The sequence below is a fragment of the Massilia sp. PAMC28688 genome, assembly GCF_019443445.1.
In the GTDB taxonomy this organism is placed as follows: Bacteria; Pseudomonadota; Gammaproteobacteria; order Burkholderiales; family Burkholderiaceae_D; genus Telluria_A.
Map to the genome: position 1 here is coordinate 751,506 of NZ_CP080378.1, position 14,463 is coordinate 765,968.

The 14,463-nt window shown below is 62.6% G+C and carries 15 protein-coding genes and 1 pseudogene; 10 read left to right on the plus strand and 6 right to left on the minus strand.

Going from position 1 to position 14,463, the window contains the following annotated elements; translation table 11 throughout:
- Positions 1-412 precede the first annotated feature (412 nt).
- Together KY495_RS03280 and KY495_RS03285 are read right to left on the minus strand one after the other, a co-directional pair.
- Positions 413-1,234 carry a molybdopterin-binding protein gene (locus KY495_RS03280; RefSeq protein WP_219882335.1) on the minus strand — a complete coding sequence of 274 codons (822 nt, stop codon included), beginning with the start codon at positions 1,232-1,234 and terminating at the stop codon, positions 413-415.
- A gap of 10 nt (positions 1,235-1,244) precedes the next feature.
- The gene (locus KY495_RS03285) at positions 1,245-2,084 is read right to left on the minus strand and encodes an EI24 domain-containing protein (RefSeq protein WP_219882336.1); all 840 of its coding nucleotides are present in this window, start codon (positions 2,082-2,084) and stop codon (positions 1,245-1,247) included.
- A 140-nt stretch (positions 2,085-2,224) separates the two neighbouring features.
- Here KY495_RS03285 and KY495_RS03290 point away from each other — a divergent pair, with 140 nt between their 5' ends.
- Complete coding sequence (locus KY495_RS03290; protein WP_219882337.1) at positions 2,225-2,581, plus strand: FKBP-type peptidyl-prolyl cis-trans isomerase; 357 nt, start codon at positions 2,225-2,227, stop codon at positions 2,579-2,581.
- Between the two features lie 3 nt (positions 2,582-2,584).
- The gene (locus tag KY495_RS03295) at positions 2,585-2,815 is read left to right on the plus strand and encodes a hypothetical protein (protein WP_219882338.1); all 231 of its coding nucleotides are present in this window, start codon (positions 2,585-2,587) and stop codon (positions 2,813-2,815) included.
- A gap of 583 nt (positions 2,816-3,398) precedes the next feature.
- On the opposite strand, the gene KY495_RS03300 is transcribed toward KY495_RS03295, so the two are convergent.
- Positions 3,399-4,856, minus strand: coding sequence for a wax ester/triacylglycerol synthase family O-acyltransferase (locus KY495_RS03300; RefSeq protein ID WP_229518486.1), 1,458 nt, complete (start codon positions 4,854-4,856; stop codon positions 3,399-3,401).
- 131 nt (positions 4,857-4,987) lie between these two features.
- Here KY495_RS03300 and KY495_RS03305 point away from each other — a divergent pair, with 131 nt between their 5' ends.
- A complete protein-coding gene (locus KY495_RS03305; protein ID WP_219882339.1) occupies positions 4,988-5,242 on the plus strand; it encodes an acyl-CoA-binding protein in 255 nt (84 codons plus the stop codon).
- 13 nt (positions 5,243-5,255) lie between these two features.
- Here the strand turns inward: KY495_RS03305 and KY495_RS03310 are convergent, their stop codons facing one another.
- Complete coding sequence (locus tag KY495_RS03310) at positions 5,256-5,537, minus strand: polyhydroxyalkanoic acid system family protein (RefSeq protein WP_219882340.1); 282 nt, start codon at positions 5,535-5,537, stop codon at positions 5,256-5,258.
- 88 nt (positions 5,538-5,625) lie between these two features.
- On the opposite strand from KY495_RS03310, the gene KY495_RS03315 reads away from it, so the two are divergent.
- The 7 genes and pseudogenes from KY495_RS03315 (at position 5,626) to KY495_RS03345 (ending at position 12,208) form a co-directional block, all read left to right on the plus strand.
- Positions 5,626-6,882 carry a putative Na+/H+ antiporter gene (locus tag KY495_RS03315; protein ID WP_219882341.1) on the plus strand — a complete coding sequence of 419 codons (1,257 nt, stop codon included), beginning with the start codon at positions 5,626-5,628 and terminating at the stop codon, positions 6,880-6,882.
- 270 nt (positions 6,883-7,152) lie between these two features.
- A complete protein-coding gene (gene fdxA, locus KY495_RS03320; RefSeq protein ID WP_219882342.1) occupies positions 7,153-7,476 on the plus strand; it encodes a ferredoxin FdxA in 324 nt (107 codons plus the stop codon).
- Positions 7,477-7,566: 90 nt separating this feature from the next.
- On the plus strand, positions 7,567-8,673 hold the full coding sequence (locus tag KY495_RS03325) for an NAD(P)/FAD-dependent oxidoreductase (protein ID WP_219882343.1): 1,107 nt from the start codon (positions 7,567-7,569) through the stop codon (positions 8,671-8,673).
- Positions 8,674-8,954: 281 nt separating this feature from the next.
- On the plus strand, positions 8,955-10,190 hold the full coding sequence (locus tag KY495_RS03330; protein ID WP_219882344.1) for a polyhydroxyalkanoate depolymerase: 1,236 nt from the start codon (positions 8,955-8,957) through the stop codon (positions 10,188-10,190).
- Between the two features lie 363 nt (positions 10,191-10,553).
- Positions 10,554-11,240: pseudogene (gene rsxB / locus KY495_RS03335) on the plus strand (electron transport complex subunit RsxB); the annotation flags it as partial.
- Positions 11,237-11,905: an endonuclease III gene (nth, locus tag KY495_RS03340; RefSeq protein ID WP_219882346.1), complete on the plus strand. Its 669-nt coding sequence runs from the start codon at positions 11,237-11,239 to the stop codon at positions 11,903-11,905. The pseudogene rsxB and the gene nth, both read left to right, overlap by 4 nt.
- Positions 11,906-11,929: 24 nt before the next feature.
- Positions 11,930-12,208 (plus strand): KTSC domain-containing protein, encoded by a 279-nt coding sequence (locus KY495_RS03345; protein WP_219882347.1) that lies wholly within the window; start codon positions 11,930-11,932, stop codon positions 12,206-12,208.
- A 17-nt stretch (positions 12,209-12,225) separates the two neighbouring features.
- Here KY495_RS03345 and KY495_RS03350 read toward each other — a convergent pair whose 3' ends face one another.
- Both KY495_RS03350 and proB read right to left on the minus strand, forming a co-directional pair.
- Positions 12,226-13,305, minus strand: coding sequence for a DUF4272 domain-containing protein (locus KY495_RS03350; protein WP_219882348.1), 1,080 nt, complete (start codon positions 13,303-13,305; stop codon positions 12,226-12,228).
- 29 nt (positions 13,306-13,334) lie between these two features.
- Positions 13,335-14,453 carry a glutamate 5-kinase gene (gene proB, locus KY495_RS03355; RefSeq protein WP_219882349.1) on the minus strand — a complete coding sequence of 373 codons (1,119 nt, stop codon included), beginning with the start codon at positions 14,451-14,453 and terminating at the stop codon, positions 13,335-13,337.
- Positions 14,454-14,463: the final 10 nt, after the last annotated feature.

Here is a 14,463-nt window from a genome sequence, read left to right on the forward strand (position 1 = left end):
GGTAATGGAGACCGGAATCGCCGGCCTCGCGGTTAATATTTGTCGACGCTCTGGCGCGCAACCTGCGCACCACGTTTGCTAAACCTGGCCGTCGGGATCGACGCTTACTTTCCATGATGGCTCAACTGGTCTGACGCAATCGCCCCTGCCATGTACCGCACAACCTTTGCCATCTGTGCTTCGGACCGCGCTGTGACGGGGTAGTCAATCGTATCGCTTTGTTTATTCAAATTGGCACTGGATGGCAACGAAGCGTCCAGTACACACAGGACTACCATTGCACCACATCGCACCCGCCGACACGAAGCCGTGTTCAAGAAAAGTTGATCACGGGCTTTAATTTTCGCAAAAAAACAACGGCAGAGTGCGGCGCACGGAAGGCGCATGGCAATTCATGTCATGGCGCTCTCAATCAGGCCGGCGCACCGTGCGCCGGCAGTGGCGCGTACTCGGCGCCGGCGCCGTCCAGGTGACTGCACAGCTGCGCGAACGCCGCCGCCGTTTGCACCGGATCGCCCTTGACGCCAAATTCGATATGGGCACGCGCACCGCCCTCGCCCACATGCGGCAGGCTGAAGGCCTTGACCTGCGGGTAGCGCGCCTCGACAGCCGCCATCCATGGCGCCAGGGCCGACTCGTGGATGCCGTACACCAGCATCGACTGCTCGGCGCGCGCCACCAGGTGGAACTGGTCGCGGTACAGGTGATCGAGCACCCATGCCATCATCGGGCCGGCCATGACGGGAAAGCCGGGCAGGAAATGATGGGTGCCGACGCTAAAGCCCGCAATCCGGTTATAGCTGTTCGGGATCAGCGTGGCGCCTTCGGGAAACACGGCCATCTGGCGGCGCTGCTGGTGTTCGGCGCATGCGAGGTCGGCGGCCAGCCCGGCCGCGCGCGCCATCTCGCTGATGCGCTCATCGATATTGGCGCATGCCTCAGGATGCAGGGCCAGCGGCAGGCCGGCCGCGTGCGCCGCGCACTGGCGCGTGTGATCGTCCGGCGTGGCGCCGATGCCGCCGCAGCAGAACACCACGTCGCCGCTGGCCATGGACTGGCGCAACGTGGCGGTGATGCGCTGCGGGTCGTCGCCAATGATCTGGACCCAGGCCAGTTGCAGGCCGCGCGCGGCGAGCAGCTCCAGCAGGTGCGGCAGATGCCGGTCCTGGCGCTTGCCCGACAGGATCTCGTCGCCGATGATAATGAGGCCAAAGGTCTTTGCTGCTACCGGCATGGTCGATCCTTCAGGCGGGAAGTGGCTGGGCGGGACTGGCCTGGGCGCGCAATTCCTCGAGCGCCTGCAGGCAGTAGTACTGGTACCACAGGCCGGTGAAGATGAACACCATCGTAAACAGCCACACCGACAACGCCGCGAGGATGGGAAACAGCAGCACCGACACGATGGCGCCGCCCACCCAGGCCAGGCCGGGCAAGGCGCCGGCGGCGCCGGAAACCATCCCGATCAGCATCAGGGGGCGGCGATGGGCGCGCACGATGGTTGCCATTTCCTGGGCACTGGCGTGGTCGGCCAGGGCGTCATAAGCCATCACGCGCGAGGTGAGCCAGCCCCACAGCAGCACCTGGGCCAGCACCGCCAGCGGCGCGAACGCATACAGCGGCAGCGAGAGCAGCCACAGCGGCACGAATACCAGGTAGCCGGTGAGGTTGATCATGACGCTGCCCATGAAACTGCCGCCGCGCTTCATTTCCAGCTTGGGATACTGGCGCGCGCTGACGTGGCGCACGATGGGCGGCATCCCCGCCACGCCCATGAAAATCATGGACGTGACGATCATCAGGGGCAGCAGCACCAGCATCGACAGCAGCGGCACGATGATCGCCTTGAGCACGCCCATGCCGGAAAAGCCGAGGAAAGTACTGCTGGCGCCATAGCCGTTGTAGGACGCAAACAGGGTGGCCACGTAATCGCGGAACGGCTCATAGCCGAAATACAGCAGCAAGCCCCACAGCACCAGCGACAGCAGGAAGGGAAGGATCGACAGGCGCAGCATGGGGCCGGTGAACTGGGAACGCAGGGCGCGGCCATAGGCGGTGAGGACGGGGCGCGCGGTGGAAGGGGTCATGGGCAAAAATGTGTCGAAAAATGCAATAAACGCCAGCATAATCGAAAACCGGGGCGGACGCTGGCCGTGCTCGCTCCCGGTGGCAAGGCTGGGCATGATCGACTACAATTGCCGATCAACCAATCAGCAAGGAAGAACACATGTCCATGATCACTACCGATAGCGGCCTGCAGTACGAAGACATCACCGTAGGCGAAGGCGCCGAGGCCAAGGCTGGCCAGCACGTCACCGTGCACTACACTGGCTGGCTGCGCAACGACGACGGCAGCACGGGCGCCAAGTTCGATTCGAGCAAGGACCGCAATGACCCGTTCCAGTTCTCGCTCGGTGGCGGCCAGGTCATCCGCGGCTGGGATGAAGGCGTGCAGGGCATGAAAGTGGGGGGCGCGCGGCGTCTGACGATTCCGGCCAGCCTTGGTTATGGCGCGCGTGGCGCGGGCGGCGTGATTCCGCCGAACGCGACGCTGATTTTCGACGTCGAGCTGCTGGCAGTGTAGGCGGTGCGGGCCGTACCCATCGTCCTGATGGCGCTGCTGCCGGCAGCGCTGGGCGGGTGTACGGTGCTGGCCGTAGGCGGCGCGGTGGTCGGGGCGGGCGTTGTCGCCGTCAAGACGGGCGTCGCCGTCGGCAAAGGTGCGGTGGCCGTGGCCACCTACCCCTTCCGCGACAGCGAAGAAGAAAAGGCCGAGAAGCGGCGCCAGGAAGAAGCGGACCGCCGGCAGAACAACTGAGGCCGCAATTTCCCACACCACATCCCTGACCTCAATCAATTTCCTCCCACCAGGGTCAGACCACTTAAACGTCAAAAAATCAATTTCCTCCAGCCAGGGTCAGACCACTTAAAACCCACCAGGGTCAGACCACTTAAACGTCAAAAAATCAATTTCCTCCAGCCAGGGTCAGACCACTTAAAACCGGCAAAAGCAACTTTCAAAATCCTTTTTAGATCATCGAGCAAATCGGCGAATAAGATTTGCTGCCGGGCCCTCTCCGGTGCTGGATTCGAGGATTGAATTTCGTTACAGACCTTCATCGATCCCAATGATTTTATCCAGCACGTTCGACGGCTGGCAATTTAGTTCGAAAAATTAAAATTCCCCGGCAACTGCTTGCTGTGTCGGCAATTTCCGCGGCCAGATCGCGGCCGAAAACGTTACTTTGGCCGCGCTTAAGTGGTCTGACCCTGGCTGGAGGAAATTGATTTTTGAAGGTTTAAGTGGTCTGACCCTGGCATTGGGAAATTGATTTTCGACTGTTTAAGTGGTCTGACCCTGGCATGGGGAAACTGATGGCCGGCGCTGGGCGGGATTGGGGTCAGTCCCAGTCGCCCATCAGCGCCAGCAAGACCAGCTTTTCGAATTCCGGTGCGAAGCGCTTGATGATGTTGTCCGGATCCTGCACCAGGGCGTCGTCGGTAACGATGCCGAACTGTACCCCGCCGTTGTAGCTCAGGATCGATACGCCTATGCCGATATCGCCCGACTGCGGCACCCAGAACATGCACTGGTCGAGCTGGCTGCCGGCGATATACAGCGGCTGCTGCGGCCCCGGCACATTGCTCATCACGGCCGTGGCCTTGCGCGCGAAATAATTCTGGATTTCGTTTTGCACCTGCCTGGGCGTCGCCCCCAACACGCCCAGCACCGACATCGCCACCAGCGCGGTATAACTGCCTTTGAGCTCATTCATGCGGTGCCGCACTTCGAACAGCCGCGCCACCGGGTTTTCCAGCCCCACCGGCAACACCAGCGGCACCAGCCCGAAGGCGTTGCCCAGCTTTTGCTGGCGGCTCGATTTGCGCAGGTTCACCGGCACCATCACGCGTACATCGCAGTCATGCGCGACGTCGTCGCCCTTGCCCTTCAGATATGCGCGCAAAGCCCCGGCCACGCTGGCCATGAGCACGTCGTTGATCGAGCAGCCATAGGCCTTGCTGATGGCCTTGACTTCCGCCAGCGGCAGCGGCTCGCTCCAGGACACGTGCTTCCTGCCGTTCGGCTTGCCCTTCAGGCGCGTGGGCGTATCCTCTTCCATCGTGGTGAGCTTGACCGCATCCATGGCCAGCTGGCCCGCGGTCTGCCCGATGGCGGTGATCTGCCCCGGCAGCTTGTCCAGGTCCGTCATCATCGTCATCGATTTGATGAAGACGTTGGACGACAGGTCGATCGCCTTGATCGAGGCCGCCGTCACCGGCAGCATGATCTGCTCCCACGGGTTTTCTTCCGCCGCCGCGGCCGCACGGGGCGAGGGCGAATGGTCTTTTTCATCCGGCGTCTTGTCGAACATGGACATGAACACCCCCACCAGCGCCACGCCATCGGCAATGCAGTGGTGGATGCGGATGATCAGGGCCTGGCGCAGCTTGCCGTCTTCGCCCCGGCAGTTGTCGACCAGGTGCATTTGCCACAGCGGCTTTTCGGGATTGAGCGGCTCCTGCGACAGCTTGCCCACCAGTGCCTGCAGTGCCGGCTTGTTGCTGGCCCCGCCCTTGCCGGAGGCCAGCGCCGTGTGGATGACGTGGTCATCCAGGTCCACTTCCTGCTCTTGCCACCAGGACCCGGACAGGTCGCTCACCACCCGGCTGCGAAACCGCTTGTACACCAGGAAGCGCGATTCAAGCGCTTGCTTGAGCCCGGTCACGCTCACCGGCTTGCTCAGCATGGACACGCCCACGATCATCATCAGGTTGCCGTCGGAATCCATCCTCAGCCAGGCCGTATCGACCGTCGACATCTTCTTGCGGCTAAATCCGGACCGGGGCTTCGACAACATGGAGCGTCTCCTCTAAAGAACTGCTATGGATCTATTATTGCGCGCAATATGGCAGTTGTTGCGCTAAGATTCTAGGCACATTACTCTAGCGACAATATCCGAGCAACATTTTTTAGCCAACAGGAGATTTTATGAGTTTGCAAGAACAATTCGACCAGGCCCAGGCCGATTCCAAGAACCTGTCCGAGCGTCCCGACAACATGACCTTGTTGAAGATTTATGCGCTCTACAAGCAGGCCTCGGCCGGCGATGTCGACGGCAAGCGCCCCGGCTTTACCGACATGGTCGGGCGCGCCAAGTACGATGCCTGGGATGGCCTCAAGGGCATCAGCAAGGAAGACGCCATGCAGCAGTACATTGACCTGATCGAGGAACTGAAGGGCTGATCAGGCCCCGGCCTCAGGCGGAACCGAACACCTTCTTCATGTTCTCTTCCACCTTGGACTGGATCATTGGCGCCATGGCGCTCATCAGGAAGCCGAGACGGATGAACATCTCGGCTTTTTTCTTTTCCAGCGTCAGCTGGCCCTGCACGCCGCTGCGCTCGAAGTGCAGGGTATCGCCTTCCCATTCGCACGCCAGGCCATATTCTTCGGAAATGCTGTCGGCCACCTTTTGCGCCGCTTCGCGCGCTTTTTTCGGCGTCAGTTTGTGTTCGTGAATGATGCTGATGTCTGCCATGTGATGCTTTCCAAAGTCGATTGGCGACATGATACCACCGCCTCTGCTCGCTCTATAATGACGGCTTGTCATCTCCATCATGCTTCCCATGTCCGATATTGATCTGATTGCCGCCATCCTGTTTGGTCTGGCGCTGGCTCATACCTTCGCCACCAAGACCTTTGAACGCCTGGCCGACCGCTTTCCGCGCCACGCCGGCCTGTTTCACTTCATGGGCGAGGTGGAGGTGGTGTTCGGCCTGTGGGCCATGGTGCTGATCGTGGCCATGGCGCTGGTGGCAGGCGGGGCCCAGGCCATTCAGTATGCCGAGACGCGCACCTACACCGAACCCCTGTTCGTGTTTGTCATCATGGTGGTGGCGGCCTCGCGCCCGGTGCTCGAGACCATTCGCGCCCTGGTCGACACGGTGGCGCGCGTGGTGCCGCTGCGTACCGCGCTCGTGCGTGTATGGCTGTGCCTGGCCCTGGTGCCATTGCTGGGCTCCTTCATCACGGAGCCGGCCGCCATGACGCTGGCCGCACTCATGCTCGCACCCCTGGTGTTCCGCCAGGACCAGGGAATGCCGGAATGGCTCAAGTATGCAGCACTGGGGGTGCTGTTCGTGAATGTGTCGATCGGCGGCACCCTGACCTCGTTCGCCGCGCCACCGGTGCTGATGGTGGCCAAGACCTGGGGCTGGAGCAGCGCCTTCATGGCCGCCACTTTCGGCTGGAAGGCGGCCCTGGCCGTGCTGGTCAATGCCACCGCCGTCACCTGGCTGCTGCGTGCTCACATTCGCGATACCCTGCCTGCCCCGGACGCGTCGCTGTTGCCGGTGCCGCTGGCAGTCGCTGCCATCCACCTCATGTTCCTGGCCTCGGTGGTCCTGTTTGCCCACCACCCGGTCATCTTCCTGGGCCTGTTCATGTTTTTCCTCGGCTTTACCAAGGCCTACGAGCAGTACCAGACCCGGCTCATCCTCAAGGAAGGCTTGCTGGTGGGCTTCTTCCTGGCCGGGCTGGTGGTGCTGGGCGGGATGCAGCGCTGGTGGCTGCAGCCCATCGTGTCCGGCCTGGAGCCGACCGCCCTGTTTTTCGGCGCCACCGCGCTCACGGCCATTACCGACAATGCCGCCCTGACCTATCTTGGCTCCCTCATCGCCGGCATGAGCGATCAGGCCAAATACATGCTGGTGGCCGGCGCCGTGGCCGGCGGCGGCCTGACCGTGATTGCCAATGCCCCCAATCCGGCCGGCGTGTCGCTGCTGCGCGACGGCTTCAGCGACGAATCGATCGGCGTGGGTGGCCTGCTGCTGGGCGCCCTGCCGCCCACCCTGGTGGCCATGCTGGCCCTGTACCTGCTCTGAACGGCCGTCGCCCTTTCGTGGCCCAGCCGGCGCCCCGCCCGAGGGCCAAGCGCTGACATTGAGGCACGTGCGGGCCGGCCACCTTCTGGATCGGTCGGGCCACTGCGGCCCAATGCGGGCCACCGCGGCGCGGCGCCCGCATTTGCTTATGTGGATTGTATCTAAGCCTGATTTGTGGGAAAAAGCGAATTGCCTTAAAATACAGTGCTTTGCTGTTGTTGGCGGAGGGTCCATCCTCCTGCGCGGCACCCTTTCACTGATAGGACTGTTATGACCCACGTTGTCACCGAATCGTGCATCAGCTGTCGTTACACCGATTGCGTCGATGTATGCCCGGTAGATTGTTTCCGGGAAGGCCCGAATTTTCTGGCGATCGATCCTGACGAGTGCATCGACTGCGCCGTCTGCGTGGCCGAATGCCCCGTCAACGCCATTTACGCGGAAGAAGACGTGCCGGGCGACCAGCAGCAGTTTATCAAGATCAACGTTGACCTGGCCCGCGTCTGGCCATCCATTACCAAGACCAAGCCAGCACTGCCGGAAGCGGAGCAGTGGAAGGACGTCAAGGACAAGCTGGACCAGCTGGTTCGCTGATTCTCCAGCCAGCGGCGCCCCGGGCGCCGGCCGGCCAGCGCGGCCTGTTGCCTAACCGGCGCCGCATGACCATTCTCTGGGAGCAGGCGCATGTCGATCGACCCTTCCCATAACGCCGGCAACCTTGCTGCCAACAGCAGCTTCGCCGGCGCCATCGACACCGATGCCGTCATCATCGGCGCCGGCCCCGTCGGCCTGTTCCAGGTGTTTGAACTGGGTTTGCTCGAGATCCGCGCCCATGTCATCGATTCGCTCGGCGCCCCCGGCGGCCAGTGCATGGAACTGTACCCCGACAAGCCCATCTACGACATCCCGGCCCTGCCCTTGTGCACGGGCCAGGAGCTTACCGACAACTTGCTGCGCCAGATCGCGCCCTTCGCGCCTGCCTTCCACCTGAATCAGGAAGTCACGCTCGTGCAGCGCCGTGAAGACGGGCGGTTCAACGTCGAGACTTCAGCAGGCACCCGCTTCATTGCCACCACCATTTTCATTGCCGCCGGCGTGGGCGCCTTCCAGCCCCGCACCTTCAAGGTGGAAGGCATCGATGCCTTTGAAGGCAGCCAGCTGCATTACCGCGTGCGCGACCCGGCCCAGTTCGCTGGCAAGCACCTGCTCATCTGTGGCGGCGGCGACTCGGCGCTGGACTGGGCCATCAGCCTGGCCGGCAAGGCGGCCAGCGTGACATTGCTGCACCGCCGCGAAACTTTCACCGCCGCCCCCGCCTCCGTGGCCAAGGCGCGCGCGCTGGCCGAAGCCGGACAGCTCCATCTGCTCACCGGCCAGGTCAGCGCTTTCGAGGCGGACGGCGGCACGCTGAGGGCCGTGACGGTCAGCGCAAGCGATGGCAGCACGCGCCGCGTGGCGCTGGACATGATCGTGGCGCTGTTCGGCCTGTCGCCGCGCCTGGGGCCGATTGCCGATTGGGGCCTGGACCTGGAACGCCGCCAGGTACGGGTGCAAAGCACGGAAAAGTTCGAAACGAATGTGCCCGGCATCTTCGCCGTGGGCGACATCAATACCTACCCGGGCAAGAAAAAGCTGATCCTGTGCGGCTTTCACGAGGCGGCGCTGGCCGCCTACGGCGCCGCACCCTATATTTTCCCCGGCAAGAAAATCCACATGCAGTACACCACCACCTCCCCTTCCTTGCACAAGATCCTCGGCGTGGACACACCCGAACCCGGCCAGCCCGACTAAATCGGGAACTGACATCGTTCAGTAAGCTGAAAGCAACAAGTGCACGGGCGTGCCACCCATTTTTTCTATGCGTGCGGTAGGTCCCTAACGCACTGCAGCATTGTGTGTTAAAACTGCTTCGCGATCACGGATTCTTGTACAGAAATCAAACGGTGTTCTTTTCCCCGTTAGCTCATTTCTAACAGGAACTCAAAATTGCAAATACCCCTTTTAAATAGCCTATAATTAATCAGCGCACCTGCAAACGATTGCACGGTCCAGATTATCTTGAAGGAATATGTATGCTTTACCAACTGCACGAGATGCAACGCTCATTCCTGACTCCGCTGATGCAGTGGGCTGACGCCTCATCCAAATTATTTTCCAATCCGGTGTCGCCGCTGGCGCACACGCCTTTTGCGCAGCGCATTGCCGCCGGATATGAACTCATGTATCGCCTGGGCAAGGAGTACGAAAAGCCGGCCTTCGATATCAAGTCGACCGAGATTGCCGGCGACAAAGTGGGCATCATCGAATACGCCGCCCTCGAAAAGCCCTTCTGCCGCCTGCTGCACTTCAAGAAGGACATGACGGACAAGGCTTTCGCCAAACTCGCGCAGCCGCGCGTGCTGCTGGTGGCGCCCCTGTCAGGCCACCACTCGACCCTGCTGCGCGATACCGTGCGCGCCCTGTTGCCGGACCACGACGTGTACATCACCGACTGGATCGACGCGCGCATGGTGCCGCTGGCGGCCGGCCCTTTCCACCTGGACGACTACATCTACTACGTTCAGGACTTCATCCGCCATCTGTCGCCGGACCTGCACGTCATCTCCGTATGTCAGCCGACAGTGCCGGTGCTCGCTGCGATCTCGCTCATGGCCAGCAACAATGAGCCGAACATGCCGAAGACGATGACGATGATGGGCGGCCCGATCGATCCGCGCCGTTCGCCGACGGCCGTCAATGACCTGGCCATCGAAAAGAGTTTTTCGTGGTTCGAGAACACCGTGATCTACGCGGTACCGGGCAACTACCCGGCTGCCGGGCGCCGGGTGTACCCTGGCTTCCTGCAGCACGCCGGCTTCATCGCCATGAACCCTGGGCGCCACGCCCAGAGCCACCGCGAGTTCTACATGCACCTGGTGCGCGGTGACGACGAACCGGCAGAAGGCCACCGCCGCTTCTACGACGAATACAACGCCGTGCTCGACATGCCGGCCGAGTACTACCTCGACACCATCAAGACCGTGTTCCAGGACTTTGCGCTGCCCAGAGGCACGTGGACCGTGGGCGGACAGCTGGTGCGCCCGCAAGACATCACCAACGTGGCCCTGTTTACGGTCGAGGGTGAGCTGGACGACATTTCCGGCGCGGGCCAGACCCAGGCCGCGCACGACCTGTGCACCGGCATCCCGGCCGAGATGCAGCAAGACTTTGTCGCACCGGGCTGCGGCCACTACGGCATTTTCTCGGGCCGCCGCTGGCGCGAAGTGATCTGCCCCAAGATTGGCGAGTTCATCAAAAAGCACGGCTGATCCCGTCTTGCCAAAGCGGCGCCCCGGCAACGGCAGCGCCGCTTTTTTTCGCCCATGCCCCTCAATCAATTTCCCAAAACCAGGGTCAGACCACTTAAACGCACCAAAATCAATTTCCTATAGCCAGGGTCAGACCACTTAAACGCACCGAAATCAATTTCCTATAGCCAGGGTCAGACCACTTAAATGCGTTTTTGTGAATTTTGAACGTCTTACATATTCACGTTGGGAATACCTGAATCCCTAGTCCACATCTATGCCGATTGCTGGAACGTATGACGGCCGTTTGCGCCTGCGCTTGCTGCCGATCTGCTGATCTGCCGCTGATCTGCTGCTGCGACCTGGGCCGACTATAATGTCGCTTTCCGCAACCACCGCACCGCCGTGACTCGCTCCCTCGCTGACCAGGTCGAAGACCTTCTGCCGCAAACCCAGTGCACCAAGTGCGGGTATGCCGCCTGCCGCCCATACGCGGAAGCGATCGCCGAAGGCACGGCCGATATCAACCAGTGCCCGCCCGGCGGCCTTGAGGGCGTGGCACGCCTGGCCAAGCTGCTCGGCCGCGCCGTCATCCCCATCAATCCGGTCAACGGCATCGAACGCCCCCGCCCCGTCGCCTTTATTGACGAAGCCCTGTGCATTGGCTGCACCCTGTGCATCCAGGCCTGCCCGGTCGATGCGATCCTGGGCGCCTCCAAACAGATGCACACGATCCTGCCAAGCCTGTGCACCGGCTGCGACCTGTGCGTGGCCCCCTGCCCGGTCGACTGCATCTCGATGATGCCGGTCACGGGCGAGCGCACCGGCTGGGATGCATGGTCCCAGGAGCAGGCCGACGCCGCCCGCGCCCGCCACGATTTCCGCACCATGCGCCTGGAGCGCGAACGCGCCGAAAATGATGCGCGCCTGGCGGCCAAGGCGGTGGCCAAGATGAAGGAAGTGACAGCCGAAGCGAGCAACACGCCGGCAGAACTGGCCGAAAAAGAACGCAAACGCGCCATCATTGCCGCAGCCATCGAGCGCGCACGCCTGAAAGCGCAGGGACAATGAATCCAGCCAAACGCCGCGAGATTTTCGAGCGCTTCCGCCTTGCCAATCCAAGCCCCAAGACGGAGCTGGAGTACAGCACGCCGTTCGAGCTCCTGATTGCCGTGCTGCTGTCGGCCCAGGCCACTGACGTGGGTGTGAACAAGGCCACGCGCAAGCTCTACCCGGTGGCCAATACGCCGCAGGCGATCCTCGACCTGGGCCTCGATGGACTGAAGGAGTACATCAGCACCATTGGACTGTATCCGACCAAGGCCAAAAACGTGATGGCGACCTGCCAGATCCTGGTGGAGCAGCACGGGGGCGAAGTTCCGCGCGAGCGCGACGCGCTCGAAGCATTGCCAGGCGTGGGCCGCAAGACGGCGAACGTGGTCCTCAACACCGCCTTTGGCGAAATAGCGATGGCGGTGGACACGCATATCTTCCGCGTTTCCAACCGTACCAATATCGCGCCCGGGAAGAACGTGGTGGAGGTGGAGCAGAAGCTGCTCAAGTTCGTGCCAAAGGAATTTTTGCTCGATGCGCACCACTGGCTGATCCTGCACGGCCGCTACACCTGCATCGCGCGCAAGCCGCTGTGCTGGAATTGCATCATCAATGACCTGTGCGAATATAAGGCGAAGACGCCAGCGCCGGACGGTATCCAGCTTCCTGCTGCGGGTGTGTGAACATCGACTGAGGACGGAGACGACATGGACATGAAACGCATCAATGCCGGCAAGCTGCGCGCCATTGGCTACGACGCCAGGGAACGCATCCTGCGGGTGGAACTGGACGACGGCACGGCGATCGATTATTCCGGCGTGGGCCAGGAAGTGTGGCGCAAGCTCTCCACCTCGGCCGCTGCGTGGAGCTACTACCGCGACAATATCGAAGAAGAATTTACCGGCAAGCGCGGCAAGGTGCAGTCCCGCGGCGACCGCGCGGCCCTGGACGAGCTGTTCAAGCCAGCGGCCGACAGCGACAGCTGATCGGCCTACAGCGCAGATCAAGTCGGCGTGTCGACGTCGTCCCACGGCGCGTGCTCGAAGCGCACCAGCCAGTTCAGCGCGCGATGGCGCTCTATCAGCACGTCGGCATCCACGCCGTCGGCCTCGCCCTGCTTCTTCAGGCGCTTCTGGCGCACATGCCAGTGCAGGCGGTAATGCAGGTCCAGCGCATCAAGGATCTCGCTGGCGCCGCGCAGCTGCGGACCACGCATGCTGATCAGGGTGGCCGCCGTGGACGCGCTGTCGCACGGCGCATCCGGGAACGGCAGCTCATCGACCAGACCAAGCGCCCACTCCAGCAGGTACAGGCTTTCGTAGCGCCAGATCAGCTGGGCGCAATCGTTCTGCGACGGCGCTTCCTGATCGAGGAACTCGCGCTCCTGGTCGGACAGGTAATCGTCGGCCAGCGGCATCTTGTTCATCAACAGTTCAGCGCTCATCGGCTCGCCGGAGGCCACCGAGTCGGCGCGCAGGGCGACCATGAGGAGCGCGCGTGCACGGCCCACCGCTTCATCATTGGTCCGCAGTACCAGTTCGGATTCGCCCACCAGCGGCGGCAGCGTGGCCGGCACCGTGATGCCGCGCTGCTCCAGCAGCGCCACCGTGCGCGCCTTGCGTGCCAGCGCTTGATCCGGGTGCGGCAGTGTTGCATCGGGCGCGCGCGTGCCATTCTGGCCCGACACCAGGATACGGCCCTGCGGGTCAAGCACATGGCCCGCCGGCGTGAATACGATGGCATTGGCGGCCATGGCCCAGGCCTGGAACGCTTCCTTGTCTGCCGCGGCCACACCCATGCTGATGTGATGCTGCACGCGCTGCACTTGCAGGATGACGTGGTACTTATCCTGGCTCATCTTGCCGTCGCCGCGGCCGAAAATGTAGCTGCAAAAGCCGTTCAGGTGTTCCAGCAGGTCGGGATCGGACAAGTCGCGCCGCGCATGCAGCAGATGCGGAAACTGGGGCGCAGGGATTTCAACCAGCGTGCTGTAGACGTTGTACAGCACCGTCTCGCCAACGGGTTCGGGAACGGCGGCGGGCGCGGGCTGCTTGCGGCCGAAAATCGAATTCAGAATTCCCATCTTGCCTTCCTAAGTGATAAACAGCGTGATCAAACCAGCACGAGGTTATCACGGTGGATCAGTTCCGGCCCGTCCAGAAAGCCCAGGATGGCTTCTATTTCTGCCGATGGCTTGCGCATGATGCGGCGCGCCTCGGTGCTGCTGTAGTTGCTGATGCCGCGCGCAATCGCAGTGCCGTCTTCGGCCAGGCAGGTAATGACGGCGCCACGCCCGAATTCCCCCTTCACGTCGATGACGCCGATGGGCAGCAGCGACTTGCCTTCGCGCGTGAGCTTGGCCACCGCGCCTGCGTCCAGCACCACCGTGCCGGCCGTGTGCAAATGGTCGGCCATCCACTGCTTGCGCGCGGTGAAACGGCCGGTCTGCGCGGTAAGCTCGGTGCCTATCGCCTCGCCATTGGCAAGACGCGTGAGCACGTCGCTGTCGCGCCCCCACGCGATGATGGTGTGCGCGCCCGAGCGCGCCGCGCGCTTCGCAGCCAGGATCTTGGTGAGCATGCCGCCGCGCCCGATGCTGCTGCCGGCGCCGCCGGCCATCGCTTCGAGCGCCGGGTCGCCGGCCTTGCCGTGCGCGATCAGGACCGCCGCCGGATCCTTGCGCGGGTCGGCCGAGAACAGGCCATGCTGGTCGGTGAGGATAATGAGCGCGTCCGCTTCAATCAGATTGGCCACCAGCGCGCCAAGCGTGTCGTTGTCGCCGAACTTGATTTCGTCGGTGACGACGGTGTCGTTCTCGTTGATGATGGGGACCACGCCCAGTCGCAGCAAGGTGGTGAGCGTGGAGCGGGCGTTGAGGTAGCGTTCGCGGTCGGCCAGGTCGGCGTGCGTGAGCAGCACCTGGGCCGTGCCCAGGCCATGGGCGCGAAAGCTGGTTTCGTAAATTTGCGCCAGGCCCATCTGGCCGACGGCGGCGCAGGCCTGCAGTTCGTGGATGTCGGTGGGACGCTGCTCGAAGCCCAGGCGCAGCATGCCTTCGGCAATGGCGCCGGAGCTGACCAGCACCACTTCCTTGCCCAGGGCGCGCAGCGCGGCAATCTGGGCGGCCCAGCGGGCAATGGCGCGGTGATCGAGCCCGCGCCCGTCATTGGTGACCAGCGAGGACCCTACCTTGATAATGATGCGGCTTGCAGTGTGTATGACAGATTTCATCGGCGCCTAA